At 35.7% G+C, this 25,638-nt stretch carries 31 protein-coding genes; all 31 read right to left on the bottom strand.

Features of this window, described 5'->3' with window-relative positions:
* Positions 1 to 38: 38 nt before the first annotated feature.
* Complete coding sequence (gene frr, locus MKY60_RS07070; protein ID WP_090562503.1) at positions 39 to 596, bottom strand: ribosome recycling factor; 558 nt, start codon at positions 594 to 596, stop codon at positions 39 to 41.
* A complete protein-coding gene (gene pyrH / locus MKY60_RS07065; protein WP_340929253.1) occupies positions 596 to 1,321 on the bottom strand; it encodes a UMP kinase in 726 nt (241 codons plus the stop codon). The genes frr and pyrH overlap by 1 nt, the downstream gene beginning before the upstream one ends.
* A gap of 366 nt (positions 1,322 to 1,687) precedes the next feature.
* Positions 1,688 to 2,572, bottom strand: coding sequence for a translation elongation factor Ts (gene tsf / locus MKY60_RS07060; protein ID WP_090562510.1), 885 nt, complete (start codon positions 2,570 to 2,572; stop codon positions 1,688 to 1,690).
* A gap of 102 nt (positions 2,573 to 2,674) precedes the next feature.
* Positions 2,675 to 3,397 carry a 30S ribosomal protein S2 gene (gene rpsB / locus MKY60_RS07055; protein ID WP_090562513.1) on the bottom strand — a complete coding sequence of 241 codons (723 nt, stop codon included), beginning with the start codon at positions 3,395 to 3,397 and terminating at the stop codon, positions 2,675 to 2,677.
* 151 nt (positions 3,398 to 3,548) lie between these two features.
* A complete protein-coding gene (locus MKY60_RS07050; protein ID WP_093494476.1) occupies positions 3,549 to 4,025 on the bottom strand; it encodes a DUF6115 domain-containing protein in 477 nt (158 codons plus the stop codon).
* A gap of 8 nt (positions 4,026 to 4,033) precedes the next feature.
* The gene (locus tag MKY60_RS07045) at positions 4,034 to 4,336 is read right to left on the bottom strand and encodes a hypothetical protein (RefSeq protein WP_093494475.1); all 303 of its coding nucleotides are present in this window, start codon (positions 4,334 to 4,336) and stop codon (positions 4,034 to 4,036) included.
* A 149-nt stretch (positions 4,337 to 4,485) separates the two neighbouring features.
* Complete coding sequence (locus MKY60_RS07040; RefSeq protein ID WP_090563561.1) at positions 4,486 to 5,256, bottom strand: FliA/WhiG family RNA polymerase sigma factor; 771 nt, start codon at positions 5,254 to 5,256, stop codon at positions 4,486 to 4,488.
* Positions 5,257 to 5,371: 115 nt separating this feature from the next.
* Positions 5,372 to 5,689, bottom strand: a complete 318-nt coding sequence (locus tag MKY60_RS07035; RefSeq protein WP_340929248.1) for a hypothetical protein — start codon at positions 5,687 to 5,689, stop codon at positions 5,372 to 5,374.
* On the bottom strand, positions 5,686 to 6,183 hold the full coding sequence (locus tag MKY60_RS07030; RefSeq protein WP_090562523.1) for a chemotaxis protein CheD: 498 nt from the start codon (positions 6,181 to 6,183) through the stop codon (positions 5,686 to 5,688). Before MKY60_RS07030 ends, MKY60_RS07035 begins: the two co-directional genes overlap by 4 nt.
* Position 6,184: 1 nt before the next feature.
* The gene (locus tag MKY60_RS07025) at positions 6,185 to 6,817 is read right to left on the bottom strand and encodes a chemotaxis protein CheC (RefSeq protein WP_093494473.1); all 633 of its coding nucleotides are present in this window, start codon (positions 6,815 to 6,817) and stop codon (positions 6,185 to 6,187) included.
* A complete protein-coding gene (locus MKY60_RS07020; protein ID WP_340929244.1) occupies positions 6,818 to 7,276 on the bottom strand; it encodes a chemotaxis protein CheW in 459 nt (152 codons plus the stop codon).
* 32 nt (positions 7,277 to 7,308) lie between these two features.
* Complete coding sequence (locus MKY60_RS07015) at positions 7,309 to 9,372, bottom strand: chemotaxis protein CheA (protein WP_340929242.1); 2,064 nt, start codon at positions 9,370 to 9,372, stop codon at positions 7,309 to 7,311.
* A 14-nt stretch (positions 9,373 to 9,386) separates the two neighbouring features.
* Complete coding sequence (locus MKY60_RS07010) at positions 9,387 to 10,484, bottom strand: protein-glutamate methylesterase/protein-glutamine glutaminase (protein ID WP_340931073.1); 1,098 nt, start codon at positions 10,482 to 10,484, stop codon at positions 9,387 to 9,389.
* Positions 10,484 to 11,356, bottom strand: a complete 873-nt coding sequence (locus MKY60_RS07005) for a MinD/ParA family protein (RefSeq protein WP_093494470.1) — start codon at positions 11,354 to 11,356, stop codon at positions 10,484 to 10,486. Before MKY60_RS07005 ends, MKY60_RS07010 begins: the two co-directional genes overlap by 1 nt.
* On the bottom strand, positions 11,340 to 12,455 hold the full coding sequence (gene flhF, locus MKY60_RS07000; protein WP_093494469.1) for a flagellar biosynthesis protein FlhF: 1,116 nt from the start codon (positions 12,453 to 12,455) through the stop codon (positions 11,340 to 11,342). The genes MKY60_RS07005 and flhF overlap by 17 nt, the downstream gene beginning before the upstream one ends.
* Positions 12,452 to 14,485 (bottom strand): flagellar biosynthesis protein FlhA, encoded by a 2,034-nt coding sequence (gene flhA, locus MKY60_RS06995; RefSeq protein ID WP_093494468.1) that lies wholly within the window; start codon positions 14,483 to 14,485, stop codon positions 12,452 to 12,454. Before flhA ends, flhF begins: the two co-directional genes overlap by 4 nt.
* 25 nt (positions 14,486 to 14,510) lie before the next feature.
* Complete coding sequence (gene flhB, locus MKY60_RS06990; protein WP_340929238.1) at positions 14,511 to 15,596, bottom strand: flagellar biosynthesis protein FlhB; 1,086 nt, start codon at positions 15,594 to 15,596, stop codon at positions 14,511 to 14,513.
* Between the two features lies 1 nt (position 15,597).
* Positions 15,598 to 16,374, bottom strand: a complete 777-nt coding sequence (fliR, locus tag MKY60_RS06985) for a flagellar biosynthetic protein FliR (protein WP_093494466.1) — start codon at positions 16,372 to 16,374, stop codon at positions 15,598 to 15,600.
* Between the two features lie 4 nt (positions 16,375 to 16,378).
* Entirely contained in the window at positions 16,379 to 16,648 is a 270-nt protein-coding gene (gene fliQ / locus MKY60_RS06980; RefSeq protein WP_093494465.1) for a flagellar biosynthesis protein FliQ, read from the bottom strand.
* A gap of 12 nt (positions 16,649 to 16,660) precedes the next feature.
* Complete coding sequence (gene fliP / locus MKY60_RS06975) at positions 16,661 to 17,326, bottom strand: flagellar type III secretion system pore protein FliP (RefSeq protein WP_090562553.1); 666 nt, start codon at positions 17,324 to 17,326, stop codon at positions 16,661 to 16,663.
* Positions 17,319 to 18,008 (bottom strand): flagellar biosynthetic protein FliO, encoded by a 690-nt coding sequence (locus MKY60_RS06970; RefSeq protein ID WP_340929234.1) that lies wholly within the window; start codon positions 18,006 to 18,008, stop codon positions 17,319 to 17,321. The genes fliP and MKY60_RS06970 overlap by 8 nt, the downstream gene beginning before the upstream one ends.
* Before the next feature lie 4 nt (positions 18,009 to 18,012).
* A complete protein-coding gene (locus tag MKY60_RS06965) occupies positions 18,013 to 18,375 on the bottom strand; it encodes a response regulator (protein ID WP_090562558.1) in 363 nt (120 codons plus the stop codon).
* Positions 18,376 to 18,394: 19 nt separating this feature from the next.
* Complete coding sequence (fliY, locus tag MKY60_RS06960) at positions 18,395 to 19,555, bottom strand: flagellar motor switch phosphatase FliY (RefSeq protein WP_340931072.1); 1,161 nt, start codon at positions 19,553 to 19,555, stop codon at positions 18,395 to 18,397.
* Positions 19,548 to 20,546, bottom strand: coding sequence for a flagellar motor switch protein FliM (gene fliM / locus MKY60_RS06955; RefSeq protein ID WP_090562561.1), 999 nt, complete (start codon positions 20,544 to 20,546; stop codon positions 19,548 to 19,550). The genes fliY and fliM overlap by 8 nt, the downstream gene beginning before the upstream one ends.
* A 340-nt stretch (positions 20,547 to 20,886) precedes the next feature.
* Positions 20,887 to 21,321, bottom strand: a complete 435-nt coding sequence (gene fliL, locus MKY60_RS06950) for a flagellar basal body-associated protein FliL (protein ID WP_093494463.1) — start codon at positions 21,319 to 21,321, stop codon at positions 20,887 to 20,889.
* On the bottom strand, positions 21,311 to 21,532 hold the full coding sequence (locus MKY60_RS06945; RefSeq protein WP_093494462.1) for a flagellar FlbD family protein: 222 nt from the start codon (positions 21,530 to 21,532) through the stop codon (positions 21,311 to 21,313). The genes fliL and MKY60_RS06945 overlap by 11 nt, the downstream gene beginning before the upstream one ends.
* Before the next feature lie 109 nt (positions 21,533 to 21,641).
* Entirely contained in the window at positions 21,642 to 22,607 is a 966-nt protein-coding gene (locus tag MKY60_RS06940) for a flagellar hook-basal body complex protein (RefSeq protein ID WP_340929228.1), read from the bottom strand.
* Positions 22,608 to 22,688: 81 nt separating this feature from the next.
* Positions 22,689 to 23,069: a TIGR02530 family flagellar biosynthesis protein gene (locus MKY60_RS06935; protein WP_340929226.1), complete on the bottom strand. Its 381-nt coding sequence runs from the start codon at positions 23,067 to 23,069 to the stop codon at positions 22,689 to 22,691.
* Between the two features lie 17 nt (positions 23,070 to 23,086).
* On the bottom strand, positions 23,087 to 23,779 hold the full coding sequence (flgD, locus tag MKY60_RS06930; RefSeq protein ID WP_340929225.1) for a flagellar hook assembly protein FlgD: 693 nt from the start codon (positions 23,777 to 23,779) through the stop codon (positions 23,087 to 23,089).
* Positions 23,780 to 23,782: 3 nt separating this feature from the next.
* On the bottom strand, positions 23,783 to 25,009 hold the full coding sequence (locus tag MKY60_RS06925; RefSeq protein WP_340929223.1) for a flagellar hook-length control protein FliK: 1,227 nt from the start codon (positions 25,007 to 25,009) through the stop codon (positions 23,783 to 23,785).
* 31 nt (positions 25,010 to 25,040) lie between these two features.
* Entirely contained in the window at positions 25,041 to 25,637 is a 597-nt protein-coding gene (locus MKY60_RS06920; RefSeq protein WP_340929220.1) for a MotE family protein, read from the bottom strand.
* Position 25,638: the final 1 nt, after the last annotated feature.

The raw sequence follows: 25,638 nt of genomic DNA, 5'->3' as shown, positions 1-25,638 counted from the left end.
TCTTTACTGCTTTAATCCCAAACTCATCTTCTTATAGATTAAACATCTAAGATTTCTTTTTCTTTTTCTTTTGTAATTGCATCGATTTTTTCAATATTAGCATCTGTTAGTTTTTGAATTTCATCTGTATAGTTTCTTAACTCGTCTTCTGTTATTTCACCAGATTTTTCAAGTTTTTTCAAGTCGTCATTGCCGTCGCGGCGAACATTACGAACATTTACTTTTGCTTCTTCCGCTTCTTTTTTCACTTGTTTAACTAATTCTTTACGACGCTCTTCCGTTAATGCTGGGATTGCAATACGAATTAATGTTCCATCATTAGTTGGAGTAATCCCTAAATCAGATTTCATTATCGCTTTTTCAATATCCCCTAGAATTGTTTTATCATAAGGTAGAATTGTTATTAAGCGGGCTTCAGGTACAGAAATACCAGCCATTTGATTGATTGGCGTAGGTGCTCCATAATAATCTACTGAAATTTTATCAAGTAAAGAAGCACTAGCACGACCAGCACGGATAGTAGATAACTCTCTACTATAAACTGATATCGTTTTTGCCATTTTATCTGTTGTTTGCTCTATCACTTTTTTCGGCATTATGAATTCCTCCTAACGACTGTACCTATGGTCTCCCCTAGCACAGCCTTTTTAATATTACCTTTTTCCATTATTGAGAATACAATAAGAGCTATGTCATTATCCATACATAAAGTAGAAGCAGTAGAATCCATAACTTGCAGACCTTGTTGAATCACTTCGATAAATGAAAGATTATCATATTTTACTGCTGTACTATCCGTCTTAGGATCAGCAGAATATACACCATCTACATTATTTTTGGCCATTAAAATAACATCTGCTTCTATTTCAGCAGCTCTTAAAGCTGCTGTTGTATCTGTTGAGAAGTATGGATTTCCGGTACCTGCTGCAAAAATAACTACACGCTTTTTTTCTAAATGACGAATGGCTCTTCTACGTATGTAAGGCTCTGCAACTTGTCGCATTTCAATAGATGTCTGAACGCGTGTTTCGACACCTGCTTTTTCAAGAGAATCTTGTAGTGCAAGTGAGTTCATAACTGTAGCAAGCATACCCATATAGTCAGCAGTGGCACGATCCATGCCCATCTCGCTTCCTACTTTACCTCGCCATATATTTCCACCACCAACAACTACCGCAACCTCTACACCAAGATCTACAACTTCTTTCACTTGTTCGGCTACAGATTTAATAATGTCAGGAGATAAACCGAAACCTTGTTCTCCAGCTAATGCCTCGCCACTTAATTTTAAAACGATTCTTTCGTATTGTGGTCTGCTCATAGGTATCCTCCATCTCTATCTTGAAAAATAGGGAACACAAGTTACGTGTTCCCTGGTTGTTATTGTATATTATTTCGAGCAAAAACGCTTATAAGGCGCCTGCGCTTTTCTTACTGTTTACTGTCTAGCTTCAGACGCCAGCTGCTCAATCGCTTCAAACTTGCAAATAAAGGCAAAAAACGCCTTTATTGCAAATTTTCCAGCGCTGATCGCAGCTAAACGGCGTCTGCCACTTTTCTATATTGTCCAGCTCCGGCGCCTAGCATCTCGAGTCGCTTCAGAATTTCAGCAAAGGCAAAGTACGCCTTTACGTGAAATTCTTCCAGCGCTTTTCGATGCTAGATTAGGCGCCTACGCTTTTCTATATTAGTTTCCTTTAACCTGGCTCATTACTTCTTCTGCGAAGTTGTCTTCACGTTTTTCGATTCCTTCACCAACAGCATAGCGAGTGAATGAAACTAGTTTACCACCAGTTGATTCAACAAATACTTTTACTTTTTGGTCTGAGTTTTTAACAAATGATTGCTCTAATACACAAACTTCTTCAAAGTATTTTCCAAGGCGACCTTCTACCATTTTAGCAACGATATTTTCAGGTTTTCCTTCATTTAAAGCTTGTTCTGTTAATATTTTACGTTCACGTTCTACTTCATCAGCAGAAACCTCATCGCGTGAAATATAAGCAGGGTTTAAAGCTGCAATATGCATAGCAACATCTTTAGCTGCTTGCTCATCTGTTGAACCTTCTAATAATGTAAGAACGCCGATACGTCCTCCCATGTGTAGGTATGGACCAAATGCATCTGCATCTGTTTTAGTTTCGATTACGAAACGACGTAGTGTAATTTTTTCTCCAATTTTAGCAACTGCGTTAGAGATTAAGTTTTCTACTGTAACTCCTTCTTCAACAGTTGAAGCTAAAGCTTCTTCTACTGAAGCTGGTTCTGTAGCTAATAAATGAGAAGCTACTGTTTGTACTAATTGTTGGAAAGACTCGTTTTTTGAAACAAAATCAGTTTCTGCATTCATTTCTAATAATACAGCTTTGTTTCCTTCAACTTGAATATAAGTTGTTCCTTCAGCAGCAATACGATCTGCCTTTTTAGCTGCAGATGAAAGACCTTTTTCACGTAAAAAGTCGATTGCTGCTTCTAAATTACCATCTGATTCAACTAAAGCTTTTTTACAATCCATCATACCTGCACCAGTTTTTTCACGCAATTCTTTTACCATTTGTGCTGTAACTGCCATTATAAATTCCTCCTAGTACATTTAATATCATTTTCTCAAAAAAAGGTGATAAGAGGTTTGGCCGCTTATCACCTGTTAATTACAATTTGTATTACTCAGGTCTTACTCAGCTGCAACTTCAGCAGAAGTTACTTCTTCGTCTTCACCTTGTCTTGCTTCAAGTAATGCATCCGCCATTTTAGCTGTTAATAGTTTAACCGCACGAATTGCATCATCATTTGCAGGAATTACATAGTCGATTTCATCTGGATCACAGTTTGTATCAACGATTCCTACTAATGGAATGTTTAATTTGCGAGCTTCTGCAACTGCAATACGCTCTTTACGTGGATCAACAACAAACATTACATCCGGAACAGCTTTCATATCACGGATACCGCCTAAGAATTTAACAAGACGCTCATGTTGTTTTTTAAGTTGAACAACTTCTTTTTTAGGAAGCACTTCAAAAGTACCGTCTTCTTCCATTTTTTCAATTGCTTTTAGACGAGCTACACGTTTTTGAATAGTACCGAAGTTTGTTAAAGTACCACCTAACCAACGTTGGTTAATGTAATAGTTACCAGAACGTTCAGCTTCTTCTTTAATAGCTTCTTGAGCTTGTTTTTTAGTTCCTACGAAAAGAACTTTCCCACCGTCTTGACCTACTTGACGCATGAAATCATAAGCTTCTTCTAATTTCTTTACCGTTTTTTGAAGATCGATAATGTAGATTCCGTTACGTTCAACAAAAATGTATTTTTTCATTTTTGGATTCCAACGGCGAGTTTGGTGACCGAAGTGTACACCAGCCTCTAATAATTGCTTCATTGAGATTACTGACATGATTTGTTTCCTCCTGGTTTGGTTTAGTCTTCCGCATTCATCATTTTTCTTTAGCTACTCTATAAATAGAGCACCTGCTAAATCCATCCGAAATGCGTGTGTATTCATACCGTTTTCTAATATAACATATGATTTTTATACTTTCAACTATTTAGTCGTTAAATTTTAGAAAAAGCTCCACTTCCGTCTTCCCTATTTGTAACATTTTTGCTATTTCGTCCGGATTTTTTCCTTCTTCATAATGAAATAACACTTTTTCTCTCACAGTTTCAGGAACTTTTTTCGTTGTCGCTTGAGCAGTTTTCAAATAACTACTTGCAGCTATTTGTTTAGATACAAATGAAGTCTGCGGTTCAAAAGCTGTAGCCTCTTTTATTGATGGTTTTTCTAAAACTTTCGTAGGTGTTGTTCTAGGTACTTCTGTATTTTGCAGTTCCTTCAAAAGTCGATTATTTTCATCTGTAATTTCAGCGATATAGGCACTAAAAGAATCTTCAATGTCGCTCAAAACTTGTTGTTGCTTTTCTTCCATCTTACTAAACTTTGAAATTTTGGCATTTAATAGAGCAATAAAGTAAAAACTCATTACTTGCAATAAGAATAATATTATTAAAATAGTCGTTATCATAACTGCTCCTAACCACTAAAATCTACAAAGTTCCCCTTGAAAGGATGCTTTGTCTCTTTTATTTCCTGTTCTCTCTTTTTTCTATTTTGACGCTCTTGCTCCATTCTTTCTTTTTCATCATCTTGGGAACTTGTCTTCGATGCTTCAGTAGACTTTGTCACCGTTTCTCTATTTTTTTCTAACTGTCTTTCAGAAGCTGCTTGCGCATTAGATTGTTGTATTGCACTTTGTTGTTGGATTTGATCGGCTACTTTACCAGCATCAAACGTTTTAGGAATAGCTATTTGAAGTTCTGCTAACTTTAAGCTCATGGTAGTATCCCCTTTTTCTATATATACCAATTTAATAATTTAATAGTAATATCCGAAAGGTTGATTTTCGCTCCAACGCACTTTATGGATAATTGAATATCACATCACTATTCACGTTTTATATTGAAGTAAGTAATTATGCATTTAACTTATACATTCATCATTTCATTCATTAATAGTTTTCTAAGTTTAAAAAGTGCTTTCGAATGAATTTGAGATATTCTAGAAGTAGACAAACCTAGCATTTCTCCAATAACTGTAAGCGTCAATTCTTCTGTATAAAACAAATTTAATACTAATTGTTCATTTTCATTTAGTTGTTGAATTTGATTTGCTAAATCTTCAATTAGCTCTCGTTTAACCATTTGTTGTTCTGGAGTTTTCTGAGAGTCATCTCGAATGACATATGATTTGTGTTCAGGTTCTTCACTTTCTTGTAGCTGCTCATCAATTGACAATACATTCGAGAAAAAATGCTCCTGTACTGTATGATATACATCCTCTACAGGCATTTCGACAAATTCTGCTATTTCTTCTGCAGATGCATGTCTCATCAACTTTTGCTCGAGTTCCTCAATTTTAGATTCTAATTTCTTCGCTTTTTCTCGCGAAGAGCGTGGAAGCCAATCTTCTTTCCTCAATCCATCAATGATAGCCCCTCTTACCCGAAACGAAGCATAAGTATCAAATTTTAACTCTCTACTATAATCAAATTTATTAAGAGCATCAAATAATCCCATCATTCCTAAACTTTTAAGCTCTTCTCTAGATATATTTTTAGGGATACCTGCACCGATTCTTTGCACATGATAGTTAACTAGCGGTATATATTTTTTCATGAGTAAATCTCCGGCCTGAGGATCTTTGCTTTCAGTCCAACTCTTCCAAAGAAGTTGCTCATCTGTCGAATCTTGATTTATCAAAATTATCCCCCTTTCCAATATATCTAATCATTATTGTTATTATAACAAAAATCTCACTAAAAAGGGGAGTCGAAACTATCGACTCCCCCGATTTTTAATACATTTTGCGATATTAGTGCTGTGAATTAGGTTGTTCCTCTTCGTTTAGCATTGTCTTTACTAGCTCTGCATAATCTTCTGGAGAAATTTCAGATTTAAAAATTTCAGTATCATTATCTATCGGCATACCTTCCATTTCTTCCGGGGGATTACTTATTATATATCTAATAATCGCTCTACCCAGAAATGTTAGAAGAAAAAATACAACAGCAACAATACACGCATCAAAAATAATTCCCATACCTTCTATAAAAGGATAAGAAAATAAAAAATATACACTAAAAGCAATAAGCGCTACCCAAAAGTTAGAAAGAATAGTTCCTACCATCATATATCTCTCACTCCTTGGTTCACTGTTCTAATATTTAATAGTTTTGTAGTAGGATCAAACTCTATTGTTCTACCACTGTTCCCCCCCGTATCTTCTGCGATAATAGGAATAGAAAACTTTTTTAAATACTCTTTGACTGCCTCGACATTACGCGGCCCAATTCTCATCGTCTCACTAGTAGTAGAGAACTGAAACATTTGAGCCCCACCAGCTATTTTAGCTTTTAACTTATAAGGTTGAATACCTTCAATTTTTAACTGCTCCACCATCGCTGGAATACCAGTATCTGCAAATTTCGCAATATTTATCGCTTCCGCTCTTCCTAGACTCGAATCAGGTAGCATAACATGGATCATACCTACCGTCGTTGATCTCTCGTCATATAGAACAACTCCTACACACGATCCAAGTCCGGAAGTACGTATTTTATCTGGAGCTTTTGCAATATTCATATCTGCAATACCGACTTTGACTATTTGACCTTGTGCGTTCATATTAGTTAACTCCTAAAGCTTTAAAAATAGCTTCAAATGATTCTGGATCTGGTAATAAAAAGAAATGTCCTTTCACACTCTCTTCGTTCGGAACATCCTCTTCATTGATAGCTGTATCTATTACAATGACATAATCACTTATATGAGATAACTCCACCAATCCAAAACTTATAATAGCACCAACCATATCTACGCTTAGGGCAGGTACAGTAGGGTATATTTTTAAACGGGTAAAGTCTGATAATGCAGATAGATAGGAACCAGAAAGTATATTACCAAGCTCTTGCATGGCAGAGGCCCCTATTTCAGATACTTCACCTGTTTGAAAATCGAAAGTTTCATCTTGTACCAATCTTCGTATAAATCGATTCGCCTGTTCCACTGGTAGAACAAAAAACATACTACCAGTAACGTCACCTTCTATACGAAGATAAATACCGGCAACTACACTCTCTGGGCCTCCAGCTAAATCCATCATATCGTCAAATGATACCATTTCCACCTTTGGTACCTTCATATCAATTTTTTTATTTAATAACGTCGACAATGCTGTCGCCGCATGAGCAGCGCCAATGTTTCCTATTTCCTTTAAGACATCTAAATGCATGGAAGTTATTTTACTGTCATACATCATTTAAACTCCTGACTTAATAGGATTTAATACATGATTTAAGTGAAGAAGGATTAACAAACGGCTATCGATTTTCGCAACTCCAGCTATAAAGTCTTGTTCCATACCTCCAACTACCTCTGGCTGTGGTTCAATTGAACCTATTGGTATATCCAATACATCATTAGCAGAGTCAACAATTACTCCAACATCCATATCATCCAACGTTATTATAATAATACGAGTAGATTCGTTTAAACTACTCTCTCCTAATCCAAAACGATTTTTCAAATCAATAATAGGAGTAACTACTCCACGTAAGTTGATAACTCCCTTCACAAATGAAGGGGTTTTAGGGACACGTGTAATATATATAAGTTTCTCAATACCTTGAACCTGACTAACAGGTATAACATATTCTTTATCTGCCAATTGGAAAACTACTACTTTTAAATTATCATAATCTACTGCTGTTTCTGTCATAATGCTCTCTCATCCTTTCTAGTAGATGCTATTTAACTGATTAATGCATTACAATCTACAATTAGTGCTACCTTACCATTACCTAAAATAGTTGCACCGGAGATTGCGAATACACTTGATAAATATGCACCAAGTGATTTTAAGACAATCTCTTGTTGACCGATAAACGAATCTACTACAAGACCAGCCATTTTGTCTCCTTTTCGAACAAGAACAACAGAGTGAAATTCATCATCAGTACTTTCTCTAGGAACATCAAATACATTTTCTAAGAATACTAACGGAACGACCTTGCCACGGAAATCTATTACTTTTTGATTGTGAGCATTTAATATATCAGAGGAACGGATAATCGCAGTCTCAATAATAGAAGAAAGAGGTATAGCATAAATTTCCTCACCAAGTTCTACTAACATTACAGAAATAATAGAAAGCGTCAACGGTAATTGAATAGAGAATAATGAACCTTGCCCTTCCGTTGAAGATATATCAATAGAACCACCAAGGGATTCAATCGTCGTTTTTACTACGTCTAATCCAACGCCTCTACCTGAGACATCCGAAATAACATCAGCAGTAGAGAATCCAGAAGAAAGAATTAGCTCTGCCACTTGTTTATCACTCATTGCTTGAGCACTTTCTTTTGAAACAATTCCTTTTGATATAGCTTTTTTCAAGACTTTTTCACGGTTAATGCCCGCACCATCGTCCTCAATCTCGATAAACACATGATTACCGCTATGGTATGCACGAAGTACTACTGTACCTTCCTCTGGTTTACCTTTAGCTAAACGGATTTCAGGGCTTTCTACTCCATGGTCTAAGGAATTTCTAATTAAATGTACAAGTGGATCCCCAATTTCATCAATTACTGTTCGGTCTAATTCTGTTTCAGCACCGATCACTTCTAAATTGATTTTTTTATTTAAATCACGTGCTAACTGACGTACCATTCTTGGGAATCTATTAAATACTGTTTCTACTGGAACCATACGCATATTTAATATAATATTTTGTAGGTCACCGGTTATGCGGGACATACGTTCTACAGTTTCATCTAACTCACTGTTATGTAAATCTTCCGAGATTGACTGAAGACGTCCGCGATCAATTACTAACTCCTCAAATAAATTCATCAATATATCTAATCTTTCAATATTCACACGAATAGTTTTACTAGATTGGACTTGATTGTTTTTAGATGTTGGCGATTTTTCAGGAGACTTTACTTCCACTATTTGTTTGTTATCTTCAGTAACATCTGTCATTTCCACCACTGAAGTCTCTTCAACTTTGTCTACCTCAAAACTATTACGTTTTTTTAGTTGTTCTAATGTTACTGAGTTTACTAGTACTTCAGTTACTTCAGAAACTTTCATCAATTTCTTTTGCACATCGTCTGAAGGTTCATTTGTAACTAAAGCTACATAGAAAATCTCATCAAAATCTTCTCCCTCTAACTTTTCAACAGATGGGGAAGATTTAATAACGTCTCCCATTTTTTCTAATAATTCAAAAACCATGTATACTCTAGCAGCTTTTAGTAAACAATCTTCACGCAGTTTGACAGAAATTTCATACGTAAAGAAATCCTGTTCGACTGACTGCTGAATGACTGTCATTTCATAATCGTCATAAGTTAACCAGTTCTCTTGAGTAGGTGTGGTATCTTCTACAATAGTGGGTTCTACTGTAGTAGCAGCAACTGGAATTACTTCTCCAGTTTCTATTTTATGGAGCTTTTGTACAGTATCTGTTACATCTAGCTTTCCTTTTCCTCCCGCTGCAATGTCCAATACCATTTCTTCCAATTGATCGACTGCAACGAAAACGACATCTAATAATTCAGCAGTGACATGCAGACGGCTATTTCTAATTTCATCTAAAACATTTTCCATCTTATGCGTTAAATTTGCGATATCTTCATAACCCATTGTTGCCGACATACCTTTTAAAGTATGCGCAGAGCGGAATACTTCATTAACAATTGCTATATTCTCAGGATTTTTTTCTAATTCTAATAAATGTTCATTACAGGCTTGTAAATGTTCCTTACTTTCTTCTATAAACATTTCCAAATATTGATTTGTATCCATTGATTAACACCCCTTTAAGGTAGATATTGTATGATGGTTTTTGCTATTTGATCTAAATCCACTACTTCATTTACTAAATTTGTTTCTACAGCAGCCTTTGGCATTCCATAAACAATGCAAGTACTCGCTGCTTCTGCAATGGCCACAACGTTTCCGCTATTTTTCAACTGTTTAAGACCAAGAGAACCGTCAGATCCCATTCCTGTCATAATAACGGCAATCTTATCAAAATCATTAAACTGGCTATTATCTTCAAAAAGTACATCTACTGCTGGTCTATGTCCAGATCGTGGTGCTTCTTTGTCATCTAGTACTATGTAGTATGATGACCCTCTTTTCTGGATGCGCATATGATAGCCGCCAGGTGCAATATACGCATGTCCATTTTGAAGCACATCGCCATCTTCCGCTTCTTTTACCTCTATTGCTGATAATTGATTGAGCCTTTGTGCCAATGATTTTGTAAATCCAGCAGGCATATGTTGAACAATTAATACTGGAGCCTTTATATTGCTTGGTAGTTTTGTAATCACTTCTTGAAGTGCTCTTGGACCTCCTGTTGAAGTTCCAATTAAGACCATTTTCTTACTCATCTTGTCCCATTTGATAACATTTGGTGAGTCGGTCATTTTCTTTACTTCGACATTTTTTGTAACTCTATTATTTAATGGTAATGGTGAACGTTTCTTCATTTTGTTTATTGATACTTGAGCTGCATTTTCTACTTTTTCTACTAATTCCTCTTTAATCTTATGTAAATCTAAAGAAATAGTGCCACTTGGCTTCGCGATGAAATCAACGGCGCCATATTCCATCGCTTGCATCGTACTTTCCGCTCCACTTTTTGTTGTACTAGATAGCATTACAACAGGAACTGGCATATCGGACATTATCTGACGTAATGCCTCCAAACCATTCATCACTGGCATTTCAACATCCATCGTGATGACATTTGGTTGTAGAGTTTTTATCTTTTCAATTGCGTCTTTTCCATTCCTAGCGATACCTATTACTTCTATCGATTTGTGATCAATAAAAAAGTCACTAATAAGTTTACGCATGAAAGCGGAGTCATCTACTATTAACAATTTCTTTTTTGGTTTCACGTCCATCATCTCACGCCCCTATGCGAAAAAAGACTTTTTAATCGAGATATGAATTTATTGTGCTTAGGAATAACTTCTTCCGCATCTTCAAAATCAGTAAATGCAGAAGCTATTTTTTTTAACTTTTTTGTTATTTCTGCTTGTGGATATAAAATAGAAAATGGTATTTGTTCTCTTACTGCTTTACGAACAACTGAATCCTCAGGCAGAACACCTAGTACCGTAATTTCTTTTGATAGAAATTTGGACATTGCTAATTTTAATCTACCGGTTGTGTCTGAACCTTCTTCATCGGTAAATGCTCGATTGCAAATAAGGAAAAAGTTTTTCTCAGAATCTTTATAGTAAATATATTTCATCATCGAATAGGCATCTGTAATGGATGTTGGCTCTGCCGTTGTTATAACAATAATATCGTCAACTGATACTAACAAATCCAATGTCTGACTTGTGGCACCAGCCCCCATGTCAAATACAATATAATCAAAGTTCTTCTGTAAATATTCAAAAGCTTCTATTAATCGATCAAACATATCTTCCGTCCATTCCATTACACCACTTAACCCTGAACCACCAGATATATATTGTAAATCGTTTGGACCTTCGAACATCACTGATTCTAATGACTGATCTCCCACTAAGTAATCCTTTAAGTTAGAGGGAACTGATTTACCCAGTAAAATATGAATATTCCCCATTCCAATATCCATATCAATTAATACAACTTTTTTACCTTGTCCACTTAAAGTTGTAGTGAAATTTATAGAAAAATTACTTTTTCCAACTCCACCTTTACCACTAACAACTGCTATTGATCGCCCAAGCCTATTTTGGTTCCGAAGCATTTTCATTCTAAGTTCTTCAGCTTGATCTCTCATATTGAATCCCCTTTAAGAACAATTTGAGTAATTCTTCAAGACTAGCTTCCATAATATCCTCCGGGACTTCTTGACCATCCGTATAGTAAGCAAGTCCCTTATTATATTTAACCATTAAATTGATAATTGAGCCAATAGTATTTGTTTCATCTACCTTAGTAAAGATGAATTTTTCTATGGGAAATTCACTAAATTGTTCTATTATTACTTCCATGTCCTTTTGTTTGGATGTAGACGAGAGTACTAGGAAGGTTTCTGTATTCACTTCGAATTCTATTAACTTTTGCAGATCTCTAACAAATTTAGTTTCCTTATAGTTCCTACCAGCTGTATCTATAAATACGATATCTAAATTATCAAATTTAACCATCGCTTCCTGCAAGTCCTTTTCGTTGTACACAATTTCAAGAGGAGCTTGAAGTAAACCAGCGTATGTTTTAAGTTGTTCAATTGCTGCAATCCGATATGTATCCGTTGTTATAAAGCCGACTTTTTTCTTCTTTTCTAAAACTGCTCGCGCTGCCATTTTAGCTATTGTCGTCGTTTTACCAACACCTGTTGGCCCTAGAACATTTATATATTTCTTCGAATACGAAATCCCACCGAACGGAAGGAGCTCCATTTGTGTTTCAAGTATATTTTTCGTTATCGTAATTTGCTCTTCCATTTCAAGAACTCCTGTATTACTTTTCAGATGCACAAAAAGCTCATCACTAACAGGTGTGATAAGCTCCTCTGACAATTCTTGCTCTTGTAAATAGTCTATAAGAGTCTTCATTTCTGTTGGATATGAACTTAACATTTCTGGGCGCCCGATGTTCTTTACCATTAGTTTTAAGTCTTCTAATTCCTTTTTTATCTCTACAGAAACATTTTGATGTTCTTGAGGTACCATCGTTGGCACCTCAAATGTATTACTCGATTGTTCGAATGTGTCCATACCAGCTACTACTTCGATAGATTTTTTCTTAAACAAGCCTAAAAACCCTTTTGAAAAGACTACCTTTGAACTTAAAATAACTGCGTCATCACCAAGTTCTTTACGTATTAACTTCATAGCTTCTGGCATTGAACTCGCTACATATTTTTTCATCTTCAATCTACATTCACCACCCCGACACTTTGTACCTCAATGGAGGATTCTAGTTCATTATAAGAAAGAATTGGTACATGTGGGAAATATCTTTCTGTCATTTGTCTTACATACATTCTAACTGCGGGTGAACAAAGAATAATTGGAGATTGCTCCATCATTGAAGCACGCTCAATCTCTTTAGCCATAGATTCTAGTATCGCTTGAGAATCACTTGGATCTATAGATAAATAGTTCCCATGTTCTGTTTGTTGAATACTATCAGCAATTAGTTTTTCCACTTTACCAGAGACCGTTAACACTTTTAACACATTACTATTTCCAGCATATTGCGTCGTAATTTGCTTCGCTAAAGATTGTCTTGAGTATTCAGTTAATACATCGGCATCAGAGGTCATTTTTGAATAGTCCGCTAGGGTTTCAAATATGATTGGCAAATTCCGAATTGATACATGCTCTCTTAATAGATTGCTTAATATTTTTTGAATCTCTCCTACTGTCAATGGAGTAGGTGTTAACTCATCTACTAAGATTGGGTATGTCTCCCTAATATGATCGATTAATTGTTTCGTTTCCTGGCGTCCTAATAACTCATGTGCGTTATTACGTATAATTTCAGTCATATGTGTTGAAACAACACTTGGTGGATCGACAACCGTATATCCAAGTATTTCGGCTTCTTCCTTCACAGATTCCGTAATCCATTTAGCTGGTAAGCCAAAGGAAGGTTCTACTGTATCAATACCCTCAATTGAGTCATCGTCTCCAGGACTCATAGCTAAATAATGATCTAAAAGAAGCTCTCCTCTTGCCATTTCATTACCTTTAATTTTAATGCGATATTCGTTTGGTTGTAGCTGAATATTATCACGTATTCGAACTACCGGAATAACTACTCCTAATTCAAGTGCAAGTTGTCTACGAATCATTACGACACGATCAAGCAAATCTCCACCCTGAGCAGCATCCACTAAAGGAATCAATCCGTAACCAAACTCGAATTCGATTGGATCCACGTTTAACAAATTAATAACATTTTCTGGACTTTTCATATTATCAGTTGTTACTTCCTCTTCAAATTCTTCCATCTCATCTGGATCTTCTTTACTAGCCTTGCTCATCATATAAGCTCCAACAGCAAGTACAATTGCGACAGGCAAAGTTAAAACTAATCCAATTGGTGTTACGATACCTAGAAGAGTAATTGTTGCAGCAGCAACATAAAGAAGTTTCGGCTGATTAAAGAGTTGACCCGTAATATCTCCACCAAGGTTCCCTTTAGATGCAGCTCTTGTAACAACTATCCCAGTTGCTGTGGAAATTAACAATGCTGGAATTTGGGACACTAGACCGTCCCCTACAGTTAATGTTGAAAATTTAACTGCAGCTTCACCAAATGGAAGTCCAAATTGCACAACTCCGATAATAATACCGAATAATAAATTGATAATAACGATGATGATACCTGCAATGGCATCCCCTTTTACAAATTTTGTTGCCCCGTCCATAGCACCATAAAAGTCTGCTTCACCGCCAACCTTTTCACGTCTTTCACGCGCCTCTTTCTCGGAGATCATCCCAGCATTTAAATCCGCATCGATACTCATCTGTTTACCCGGCATTGCATCTAATGTAAAACGAGCTGCCACTTCAGCAACACGCTCGGCACCCTTTGTAATTACGATAAAGTTAATAATTACTAAAATAGAAAATACAACTAAACCAACGAGCATATTCCCACCTGTTACAAATGTACCAAAAGTTTCAACTACTTTACCCGCGTCACCTTCTGCTAAAATTGCTCTTGTTGTGGAAATATTTAACGCAAGCCTAAACAATGTAATAAGTAAAACGATTGTTGGAAATACTGAGAACTCTAAAGCTTCTTTCATATTCATAGCTGTCATCAATATTAATAACGCTATTGTAATGTTTATAATAATAAGAAAACTTATTAACCAATGAGGAAGAGGTATTACGAGCATCGCCACAATAGATATTACAGCTGCTAATACGGTTATATCGCGGACTTGCATTTACTTCCACCTCTATCTTTATCAATTATATTTTTTGTTTAATACGATATACATAAGCTAATACTTCTGCAACTGCTTTGAAAAATTCATCAGGAATTCGTTGACCAACTTCCACTTGGTCATACATCGATCGAGCAAGTGGTCTATTTTCTACCATGACAACATTATTTTCCTTCGCGATTAGCTTTATTTTTTGTGCAACAAAATCTACACCTTTTGCTACTACCGTTGGAGCGTCCATCGATTCATCATCGTATTTTAAAACAATTGCAAAGTGTGTAGGATTTGTAATGACAACATCAGCAGTAGGGATTTCCTGCATCATTCTTCGCATCGCCATCTCCCTCTGTCTTTGGCGAATACGAGACTTTATAATTGGATCCCCATCTGAGTTTTTATGTTCATCTTTAATGTCTTGCTTAGACATTTTAAGATTTTTTTCGTAGTCATACTTCTGATAAAAGAAATCCAGGATCGAAATAAATAATAGCACACAAGAAGCAGCTATCCCCATTGTTCCAGTTAACCAGCCAACAGTGGAAAGTGTATCCCAAGCTGTTTTAAACGAAAGAGATAATACTTGTTCTAAATTCATCCATAATATTAAAGTAGTTACAGAACCAATAAATGATATTTTCAAAATAGATTTTAAAAGCTCTATAATTGCTTTAAGGGAAAAAATTCTTTTGAGACCTTTTATAGGATCAATCTTTTTCAAATCAAACTTCAAGGGCTCTGTTGTGAACAGTAAACCAAACTGAAAGTAATTTGCAGCTACAGCAGCTACCACAGCAACTAGCATTATTGGTAATAAAACCACAGCCATCTCAAGAAGCATATCTTTATAAATAATTATGGTAGTATCAATTGTCAACGTTTCTATTAACATATACTTACTAAACGTCACGCCAAAGAACGAAAAGATCTCCGTTCTTAAAAAACTAGCAAAGAAAAATAAAAATACAAAAACCGAAAGTAATACAATCGCACTTGTCACATCAGGACTCTTTAATACTTGTCCTTTTTTACGAGAATCTTGCCTCTTTTTAGGAGTAGCCTTTTCTGTTTTTTCTCCTGAAAAATACTGGAGATTTAAGCGTAGAGCAATCATATTAGCCACCACCTAAAATTATCATTAAATCACGCATTGCAATAACCAAAGTCTCAAACAACTGCTGTACGACTGTCATGAGTACCCCCATCATCACAAGAAGAACTAAAAAACCTACAGCAATTTTTATCGGAAATCCAATAACAAAAATATTCAACTGCGGTACAGTCCTTGCAGTAATACCAAGAGCTATATCCACAAGAAAAACTGTAGCTACTATTGGTATAGACATTTGAAATGCTGCTGCAAAAACACCTGCAAAAGTTTTCATAATGAATTCTACATAATTCTCTTGCCCAAAAGCTGGCCAAATCATTTCCATCGGCATAAATTGATAGCTATAAAAAATTCCATCCAACAGCAAATGATGACCATTTAACGCTAACAATAACAATAAAGCCAAAGTATTCAAAAATTGTCCTATTAACGGACTTTGTGTACCAGTCTGGGGATCAATAACATTTGCCATTGCAAATCCCATCTGAAAATCAATAAATCCACCTGCAATTTGAATAGCGGACATAATGATGTAAGCAAGTAAACCAATAAATAATCCAGATATAACTTCTTTTATAATTAAAATAATATAATCACCATTTATTTCAAATGGTTCTACATCAAGGGTATAATACATCATCCACGATAGAACTACAGCAAAGGCTATCCGGTGTGGTGCAGGTATTGTTCGATGCGAGAAAAGTGGTAACACTACAAAAAATGCGGTAACACGAGCAATAATTAGCAATAATACAGTTAAATTTGGTAAGATCGCATCCATTGTATCAACCAATGTATCGTATTAAATTCTCAAAGATATCTGCAGCATAAGAGGTAACTTGTGAAAGCATCCAAGGACCAAAAAAAACAAGAGCAACTAGCACTGCAACAATTTTCGGCACAAATGCAAGTGTTTGTTCTTGAATTTGTGTAGTTGCCTGAAAAATACTAACTGCAAGACCTGTTATTAAGGCAACTAAAAGAAGAGGACCTGATGCAAGAAGAATGACCCAAATTGCTTGTTCCGCAATTGAAATTACCATTTCATTATTCAATACAATCAGCTCCTAAAAACTTTGTAAAATAGATTTCATAACTAAATACCATCCATCTACTAATACAAATAATAATATTTTAAACGGTAGAGAGATCATAACTGGCGGTAACATCATCATACCCATTGACATTAGTACACTCGCTACAATCATATCTATTACTAAAAAAGGAATAAAAATCATAAAACCAATTTGGAATGCTGTTTTAATTTCACTAAGTGCAAAAGCAGGCACCATAACCGTTAAAGGAATATCCTCGATTGTTTCAGGTCTTTCTGCTTCAGAATATCTTAAGAAAAGTTCCAAATCTTTTTGCCTCGTATGCTTACTCATGAACTCTTTGAATGGACCACTAGCATTTTCATACGCTTCTTCTAAAGTAATATCTTCATCAAACAAAGGCGTTAAAGCCTCTTCATTTACTTGCTGTAACGTTGGTGCCATGATGAAAAATGTTAAAAATAGTGCTAAACCAACTATCACTTGGTTTGGTGGCATCTGATTAGTTGCTAATGCCGTTCGAACAAATGATAGTATTATAACTATTCTTGCAAAGGACGTCATCAATATTAAAATACTTGGTGCCAAAGATAAAACCGTTAGCAATAGCATTAATTTTATAGATGTGGAGAGATTTGATGGGTCGCTGTCCGAGAAAAACTGGACAAATTCATTCATTGTTATCGCGCTCCTTCGTCTTCCAATCCTTTAATACATTACTACGGTCTTTTTGAATTTCTTGTAACCTTTTCTGAAAGGTCTCATCAAACGAAGGTTTCTTACTATCAGTCTTCGCCTTTAAAGTTCCTTTATCTCTCAAGCGACCAATTAGCTCAGATATGTATGGAATATTCTTTCCGATATCTACTTTTTCTTCATATATTTTAGTTAGACTTTCGATTTCTACTGGATTTGTTATTTCTTTTAACAAAGTAATATCGTCTCCAATACCAACTAAAAATATCGAATTACCTACCTGCATTAGCTGTAACGATTTCCCCTGTCCAACTCCAACCCCGCCCAAATTATGAATTAGCTGATTGGTCTGAAAGGTTCTGTTTCTGCTATTTACAAAACGAAGTAATCCATAGAGTAAAGCAATAACGAATAAAAGAGCGAAAACCATTTTGATATAATCCCACGCTGTAACAGAAACACCCGCAGAAACGGGTTCAACAGTCGTTTCTGGAGTTTCTTCTATATTAGGCTCTGATTCTTTTTCGTTATTTTGATCTTTGTTCAAATCTTTATAGTATTCTTCTATACTTTTATTTGAATCTGATTCTGCCTTTACATCTAGCTGGGTTCCAAAAGTTAATAAGAGAAGAACACTTAATAAGAGGGGGAATTTCCTCATCATGTCATTACCCTAAAGCTTTTGAAATTGCTTCAATTACTCTATCAGCTTGGAATGGTTTTACGATGAAATCTTTTGCTCCAGCTTGAATTGCATCGATTACCATAGCTTGTTGCCCCATAGCTGAGCACATAATGATAGTGGCAGATGGATCTTTAGCTTTAATCTCTTTTAGAGCAGCAATTCCATCCATTTCTGGCATCGTAATATCCATCGTAACTAAATCAGGTTTAAGTTCATTGTACTTTTCAATTGCTTGAACTCCATCTCCTGCTTCTCCAACTATTTCAAAACCATTTTTACTTAAAATATCTTTAATCATCATTCTCATAAATGCTGCATCATCTACTATTAAAATTCTTTTCGACATAGTATGTCTCCTCCAGTGCTTATCTTAAATTATTAATACGTTCTGCTTGACTTAAAATATCTGTAATACGAACACCAAAATTCTCATCAATAACAACGACTTCTCCTTTGGCTACATGGCGATTGTTGACAAGGATATCTACAGGCTCACCAGCCAATTTGTCGAGTTCAATGATGGAACCACTTGTTAATTCCAAGATCTCTTTGACAGTTCTCTTAGTACGACCTAATTCTACTGTTACTTGGAGGGGAATATCAAGTAGTAAATTTAAATTTCTTGACTCATTTTGCGATAAACTTGGTGCTTCAAAGCTAGCGAATTGAGCTTGCTGTACTTCCACTTGTGGTGCTAGTGTTCGTGATTGATGCTGATTATACTGCGGCTGCGGCGGCATTTCTGGTACTTGTTGTGTTTGCATTGTTGACTGTTGTTGAGCGGGCGCCTGATGCACTTTTTCTTCTGTAATAGTAGCAGCTACCTCTGTATCTTCTTCACCTATTAATGATTTCACTAAGCTAAGCCCAAATTCTAATGGCAAGAGTTGCATTATATTAGAATCAATTAACTCTCCAATTTTAAGACGGAAAGATATTTTAATAAGTAATTCATCTGCAGGAAGTGCTTCCGTTCCTTCATCTTCTAATAGATTCATTAGATCAATGGAAGGTGGTGAAATATCTACTTTTTTATTGAAAACAGTAGACATTGATGTAGCAGCCGAACCCATCATTTGATTCATCGCTTCTTGAACTGCACTTAACTGAATTTCACTAAGCTCAGGTTTTGGATTCAAACCATCCCCACCAAGCATTAAGTCTGCGATAATAGCAGCATCTGATTGTTTTATAACAAGAAGATTCATACCAATTAGTCCAGTAGTATATTTTACCTCTACTGCTACATACGGATGTGGAAACTCTTCTTTTAGCTTCCTACGATTAATCATACTAATATTCGGTGTAGTAATATCTACTTTTTGACCCAAGAGGGAAGAAAGGGCAGTAGCTGAACTACCAAATGAAATGTTACCTATTTCCCCGAGGGTATCCTGGGCAAATGAATCTAAATAGTCTTCTATATTTATCTCATTCGTATCTACTTCTTTTGTACCTTCTTCATCTATATTCGTTCCTCTAAGGAGGGCCTCAATTTCTTCTTGGGAGAGCATATCATCACTCATCATCTTCCTCTCCTCCTTTCACAGTTTCAATGACTTGTACAGCCATGCGTTTCTTTAGCTTACCAGGTTGACCAATAAATTTAGGAATGCCACCAACATTAACGGTTAGTGGGTCATCAATTTTAGTATTTAACTGAATGACATCTCCTAATTGTAAGTACAACAGATCTTCCATAGATATATCCGTTGTCCCAATTTCCGCAACAATAGGAATTTCTGCTGCTTTTACACGTTTTTTTAGAACCTCTAACTGTTCGGGTGATACTTCTTTTTTATTCGTTTGCATCCAATATCGCACCGATAGATTAGGAACAATCGGTTCTAAAACAACATGTGGGATACAAATATTAATCATCCCGCTAGTTTCTCCAATGACTGTATTAAAGGAAATGACTACTACCGTTTCATTGGGAGAAATCATTTGTAAAAATTGAGGATTAACTTCTAACTCTGTAAGAATAGGATCGATATCCGCAATATTGACCCATGCTTCTCGTAAGTTATCAAACGAACGCTCAAATAAATTCGTCATAATCTTTGTCTCAATTTCTGTAAGGTTATCCACTTTTGTATGTGCCTGTCCTTTACCACCCATCATTAGATCTAGCATGGAATAAGCAATATTTGGATTAATCTCCATTAGAATATTCCCTTCTAGTGGCGGAACCTCAAACACATTAATCAATGTCATATGTGGTACCGAACGAACAAACTCTTCAAACGGTATTTGATCAACTGACACGACCGAAATTTGCACATAAGTTCTTAACTGGGCAGAAAAAAATGTAGTTAATAGACGAGCAAAGTTTTCATGGATTCTCGTTAAACTTCGAATCTGATCTTTTGAAAAGCGAAGTGCTCTTTTAAAGTCATAGGTCCTTACTTTTCTAGCCTCTTGCTCACTTTTCATTTCATCTGCTGTCATTTCACCCGTTGAGAGTGCACTTAACAATGCATCTATTTCTGATTGAGATAATATATCTCCTGCCAATCTGCCCACCTCCATTCGAAAAAGTTACTTTATAAATCAATTACTAAAAGCATATAAAACTGTGAAATCCGAACAACGCTGATTTCCGCTTTAGGCGGACGCTTTCCGCGGGCACGGCTTCAATCTCCTCGTCACTACGAAAACATATGCTCCTGCGGTTACTCGTCGCAAAGACATTGGTCAAACAAATTTCGACCACTGTCTTTCCTGCGGGGCTTTCAGCTCGCGCTGTTCCCGCTGGAGTCGCCGCCTGCCACTCCAATTAACAAAATCGACTTTTTAAAAACGAATAGTAAACTTTCGTATTTTAAAATGAAACAAGTAAATTATGAAATTAACTCTATTGAATAATATAAGAAGTTATATAAACTTGTTGAATTTCTCCATCATCCATTAGCTCACCAATTTTTGTTTTTAATGCTGATTCAAACATTCCTTTGCCGTCTTTACCTTCTAGGTCTTCTGGAGTCATTTCAGACAGCTCCGTAATGACTATATTTTTTACTTGAAAATCTCGTTTAGTTAACTCTTCTGCTGCTTCTTTACTATCTGTTTGTACTTTTAAAGAAATGCGAATAAATTTGTTAGCTGCTAAATTTGTTGTTATTTCTGGTATATCAACAGAAGACTCGATAATTTCATCAATTGTTGGCTTACTATCACTTTCATCTGGCTTGTTTAACTGCATGACTATTAGCAAAGCGACTACACCTACTAACGTAATCGAAACTAAAATAATAAGCATAATGGTTAATAGTTTATTTTTACTCTTCATCTTGTTCACCTCTTATATGCGGGTTCGATAATATATGTACTTCTTTGTAAAACTGAGCGATCTTGTTTTCTACCTCTTCACGAGATTCTAACGCAACATATTTATGACCATTCGTGAGCGTTATAGTAGTATCCGGAAAAGATTCAACCGTCTCTATGTATAATGCATTCAACGAAAACTCTTTGCCGTTTAACCTTGTTATAGTAATCATAGAAAAGGGCCGGGCTAAAAAAAGCAGAATACCTGAAGAATAGGTGCTTTTTTATCTTTTCTTAGTAACGGCCCAACCCTCCCTTACAATTTGTTTTTAATTTACTAGATTATCGTTTTAAGTTAATTAATTCTTCTAAAATAGAATCTGAAGTTGTGATAATACGAGTATTCGCTTGGAACCCACGTTGTGCAACGATCATGTCTGTGAATTCTTCAGAAAGATCGACGTTAGACATTTCTAGGAAACCAGAGTTTACAGTTCCAAGACCATCTTGAGTACCTGTCGCGTTTAAAGGTGTTCCCGAGTTGGGGGATGTTTTATAATAATTATTTCCTGCCTTTTCTAATCCACCAGCGTTTGGAAACTTGGCAAGAACTAATTGCCCAGCCCATCTTAAATCCCCATTTTTATCAACAAAAGTAACTGTACCATCTTGGCTAATACTCATACTTTGCGCATCAGTTGGAATCTGAATAGGCTTATAAGTAGGTGTATGCCCTGTCACGGGATTTTTCTCTGGAATACCATTATTGTCAGCATCTAGATTACCATTATTGGGTGTTGTTGTGACTGTGCTAGCAAGAGGATATACTAGCGCAGGAGCTGTTCCGGTTGTAGCTGCAGCAGCCCCTACTACATATTTCCCATCAGAATTAACTAAGTATCCACTTTCATCCATATAGAAATTACCTGCACGAGTATATAAATAGTTTGTATATCCAGTTGGTCCAGTAGTTGCTGTAGCTCCTGTGCCGTCTGCTACTTGAAAAAATCCATCACCTGAAATTGCTAAGTCTAATGTATTTCCAGTTGATTGTAACGATCCACCTGCGTGAATGGTATCTATTGCAGATAGTTGTGACCCCAGACCTACTTGCTTTGCATTCACACCTCCGCGTGTACCTGTTGCTGCAGAAGCTCCTGCAGTGGTTTGTGAAATCAGATCTTTAAATATGGTACGTCCCTTTTTAAAACCATAAGTATTAACATTGGCGATATTGTTACCTATAACGTCTAATTTTGTTTGGAAATTTTTTAAACCTGAAATACCTGAGTACATTGAGCGAATCATTTATTTTTTCTCCCTTCAATTTGCGTGCTAGCTTCAATCAGTCCACTGCACATAGCATCCTTTAAAAGGTCCTGCTATTTATTAGTTCAGCACAATTGTGCCGTCGATATTTGTAAATAGTTGGTTTTTCGCTTCCGTGCGATCCATAGCGGTAATCACTGTTGCATTTTTTGCACTGACGATTAATGCTGCTTGGTCCATCAATACTAATGAGTCATTCACACCTTTTGAACGTGCTTCTGATACCCTTTCACTTACTATTTGCCATTCCGCATCTGAAATATATATATTTCTTTCTTCTAAGCGTTGGTTTGCATGTTTGCTTACCTTCAACTCTGTTTTAGTAGATGCTTCCTGTAAATGCTGTAGGAAGGATTGTTTAGGTGAAGCTATTTGACTTGATGTGATTGGTTGACGGATTTTTGTTTGCAGCGGAATACGATTTATCGAAATGTTTTCCATTGCATATCTCCGTTCTGCTATCTTATTGAAGTAATTTGATCTGCTGTAATGGCTGTCCCATCACTTAAGTTATAAACTATATTTCCATCTTTTTTGCTAACAGATTCAACTGTGGCTGTCATTTCAGTTATTGTTTCATCGGTAGCATTCGTTTTAGTTTTATCTGTATCCTCGCTAACAGGAATATAACTAACAGTTTTACCGATTAACTGACTTGCATCAACTAAGCTATTAGAATTAGAACTAGAACTACCCGAAAGAACTTCTGAAATATTTCCTGGTGTAATTTTCTTACCATCAGCTAAAGTGAATTCTACTCCTCCATTTACAAACTTTATCCCTGTAATAGTACCAGAACCTTCGTTTGTAATTGGCTTACCATCTTTATCTTTTTCATCTGTCAGTTCATGCCATTTTACTTCTTTGCCTACAAAGTTACTAAATTCAATCATTTGACTTTGTTCTTGAACTGCAGCAAATTCTTCAAATGCAGTAGTTAGATTTGTCATTTGCTCTAAAGAAGAGAATTGTGCCATTTGTGCGATGAATTGTGAGTCATCCATTGGTTTTGTAGGGTCTTGATTTTGTAGCTGGGTCATTAGAATTTTTAAAAATGCATCTTTACCTAACGTACTATTTCCAGTTGTAGGAGATTTTTTCGCTTGGTTTGATAGATACATACTGTCTGTAATTTTAGACATTTCAGCCATAATTTAGGCCTCCATTTCTTGTAAATAATCTTCGAAAGAGAACTGTTCCTCCAGCTGATCATTACTATTTTCTTGTTGATCTTGTTCTTCTTGTTGCTGTTTAAATGATTGTTGAAAATCTTGGTTCTTTTCTTGTCTTGTCGATTCTTGTAAAGCTTGCGTTATTTCTAACTTCTCAAGCTGTATATTTTGACCAGCAAAACCTTGTCTCAATTGACTAGAGTTAGAATCTAACATCTCTTTACCTAGTGCAGTGGATGCCAGCAATTTCGCTGTCAACATTCCATCTTTTTGGATCAATTCAATTCGAATAGTGCCAAGTTGCTCTGGAAATAGTTTAAGAACTAGTCTGTTTGCTCCACCCGCTTGTCCAAATTGCACTCGATTCATCACTTTTTGCAATTCTTTTATGAACTCCTCAGACTGTGCGGCTTTTTCAGTTGGTAGTGTCATAGAAACTGATTCTACTTTTGTTTGTATTACTGTAGTAGTGCTTGCTTGTACATTTGTAGTAGTTTCTTTTGTTTCTGTAACTACCACTTCTGGTTTGATCAACTGAGATACTTGTTTAACTAAAATTTTAGTTTGGACAATTGACTGATTCAGAACTTGTGGTTTCGACGTTGTTTCATTTGTATAATTCTTCCCTAAAGTTTCCTTCACATTTTCAAGCAATTGCTTTATATCAAAGAGTGTGGATTCTTCCTTAATTGTTAAATCCGATTTATTTCCGATTAACTGTACTGTTTTAAGCAACTCTATAGCCTGTTTGGCATCAGTCGGATTGCTCGGTCCTTGTCCATTAAGAGAAGAAATGATAGCTTCTACAATTTTAGTTGCCTGTTCATTTATTCCTGCAAGTACATCCCAAACATTCGATCCAATTAGTTCTTCACTAGGGTTTGTATTTACTAGTGACTGATTTGTCTCGCCGGCTAATAATTTTTCTAAAAGCCCTTTTAATTCCTTAGTACTAACAGTTAATTCTTCTGAACCTACTAATGATTCAAGCTCTTCTAAAGAAGTTGCATTAAGGATTGCTAGTAAGTCTTGTAGTACATCTTCTTCTGAGTTTGCTTGTGGTGTAGCAACAGGTTGTATTTGTGAGTTGGATAAAATTTGTCCAAATACAGAACCGAACTTTTGCCCGCTATCCATACTTGTTTGCATTTTACTATTAGCTTGAGTAGTAGCATTAATATTTGTGTTTACAGCCATTGCAATATTCACGTTTATTTCACCTCCTTTTAATGGGAAAATTTTATTGTTTGGTCATTAACTCTGTATACTTGGCAGCATCTTCTGGAGTCATTTTTTCATAAATACTTGCTACTGTATCTGGTTTAAGACTCGTCAAAATACGTAAAGCTTCTGCATCACTCATTTTAGTAATAACAGGTGCTGCTGTTTTTGCAGACATTTTCTCAAAGGTAGAAACAACTTCTTCGTAATCACGCTTGGCGCTTTCTTGGTCTCTTGTTAATTTTGCAATTTCATCTAATAATCTTTCTTGTTCTATTAAAAGAGCTTCTTTTTCTGTTGCTGAGTTATCTAGTTCTGTTTGAACTTTATCAATTTGAGCTTCTTTTTCTTGGATTTCTGCTTGTAACGAGACAACTTTTTCTTCTAATACATCTGTTTTTTTGTCGTCTGTTAAAACCTGTTCCTCACTAAAACCAGTTATCTCTTTTGCTTTTTCAAAAACATTTATATTTGCTATTTGAGCAATTACTAGTAAGAGAAGTAAAGTAAATAAAAGAGGAATTATAAACCAATAAAAGAACATTTTTATTTTACTTATACCTTTTGTTTCACCATTTGCTTCAATGCTTTTATTTGTTTTGTTCTTTTTAGCCATG

Origin of the sequence: Psychrobacillus sp. FSL K6-1415, from assembly GCF_038003185.1 — a bacterium.
GTDB classification, from domain to species: domain Bacteria; phylum Bacillota; class Bacilli; order Bacillales_A; family Planococcaceae; genus Psychrobacillus; species Psychrobacillus psychrodurans.
The sequence above is the reverse complement of the archived record's forward strand: the minus strand, read 5'-3'. Positions and strand labels throughout refer to the sequence as shown.

Bases quoted from the DNA above. Each gene is read 5' to 3' on its own strand.
- frr (WP_090562503.1), bottom strand. From the start codon at position 596: ATGCCGAAAAAAGTGATAGAGCAAACAACAGATAAAATGGCAAAAACG.
- pyrH (WP_340929253.1), bottom strand. From the start codon at position 1,321: ATGAGCAGACCACAATACGAAAGAATCGTTTTAAAATTAAGTGGCGAG.
- tsf (WP_090562510.1), bottom strand. From the start codon at position 2,572: ATGGCAGTTACAGCACAAATGGTAAAAGAATTGCGTGAAAAAACTGGT.
- rpsB (WP_090562513.1), bottom strand. From the start codon at position 3,397: ATGTCAGTAATCTCAATGAAGCAATTATTAGAGGCTGGTGTACACTTC.
- MKY60_RS07050 (WP_093494476.1), bottom strand. From the start codon at position 4,025: ATGATAACGACTATTTTAATAATATTATTCTTATTGCAAGTAATGAGT.
- MKY60_RS07045 (WP_093494475.1), bottom strand. From the start codon at position 4,336: ATGAGCTTAAAGTTAGCAGAACTTCAAATAGCTATTCCTAAAACGTTT.
- MKY60_RS07035 (WP_340929248.1), bottom strand. From the start codon at position 5,689: ATGATGGTAGGAACTATTCTTTCTAACTTTTGGGTAGCGCTTATTGCT.
- MKY60_RS07030 (WP_090562523.1), bottom strand. From the start codon at position 6,183: ATGAACGCACAAGGTCAAATAGTCAAAGTCGGTATTGCAGATATGAAT.
- MKY60_RS07025 (WP_093494473.1), bottom strand. From the start codon at position 6,817: ATGATGTATGACAGTAAAATAACTTCCATGCATTTAGATGTCTTAAAG.
- MKY60_RS07020 (WP_340929244.1), bottom strand. From the start codon at position 7,276: ATGACAGAAACAGCAGTAGATTATGATAATTTAAAAGTAGTAGTTTTC.
- MKY60_RS07015 (WP_340929242.1), bottom strand. From the start codon at position 9,372: ATGGATACAAATCAATATTTGGAAATGTTTATAGAAGAAAGTAAGGAA.
- MKY60_RS07010 (WP_340931073.1), bottom strand. From the start codon at position 10,484: ATGGACGTGAAACCAAAAAAGAAATTGTTAATAGTAGATGACTCCGCT.
- MKY60_RS07005 (WP_093494470.1), bottom strand. From the start codon at position 11,356: ATGAGAGATCAAGCTGAAGAACTTAGAATGAAAATGCTTCGGAACCAA.
- flhA (WP_093494468.1), bottom strand. From the start codon at position 14,485: ATGCAAGTCCGCGATATAACCGTATTAGCAGCTGTAATATCTATTGTG.
- flhB (WP_340929238.1), bottom strand. From the start codon at position 15,596: ATGATTGCTCTACGCTTAAATCTCCAGTATTTTTCAGGAGAAAAAACA.
- fliR (WP_093494466.1), bottom strand. From the start codon at position 16,374: ATGGATGCGATCTTACCAAATTTAACTGTATTATTGCTAATTATTGCT.
- fliP (WP_090562553.1), bottom strand. From the start codon at position 17,326: ATGAATGAATTTGTCCAGTTTTTCTCGGACAGCGACCCATCAAATCTC.
- MKY60_RS06970 (WP_340929234.1), bottom strand. From the start codon at position 18,008: ATGATGAGGAAATTCCCCCTCTTATTAAGTGTTCTTCTCTTATTAACT.
- MKY60_RS06965 (WP_090562558.1), bottom strand. From the start codon at position 18,375: ATGTCGAAAAGAATTTTAATAGTAGATGATGCAGCATTTATGAGAATG.
- fliY (WP_340931072.1), bottom strand. From the start codon at position 19,555: ATGAGTGATGATATGCTCTCCCAAGAAGAAATTGAGGCCCTCCTTAGA.
- fliL (WP_093494463.1), bottom strand. From the start codon at position 21,321: ATGAAGAGTAAAAATAAACTATTAACCATTATGCTTATTATTTTAGTT.
- MKY60_RS06945 (WP_093494462.1), bottom strand. From the start codon at position 21,532: ATGATTACTATAACAAGGTTAAACGGCAAAGAGTTTTCGTTGAATGCA.
- MKY60_RS06940 (WP_340929228.1), bottom strand. From the start codon at position 22,607: ATGATTCGCTCAATGTACTCAGGTATTTCAGGTTTAAAAAATTTCCAA.
- MKY60_RS06935 (WP_340929226.1), bottom strand. From the start codon at position 23,069: ATGGAAAACATTTCGATAAATCGTATTCCGCTGCAAACAAAAATCCGT.
- flgD (WP_340929225.1), bottom strand. From the start codon at position 23,779: ATGGCTGAAATGTCTAAAATTACAGACAGTATGTATCTATCAAACCAA.
- MKY60_RS06920 (WP_340929220.1), bottom strand. From the start codon at position 25,637: ATGGCTAAAAAGAACAAAACAAATAAAAGCATTGAAGCAAATGGTGAA.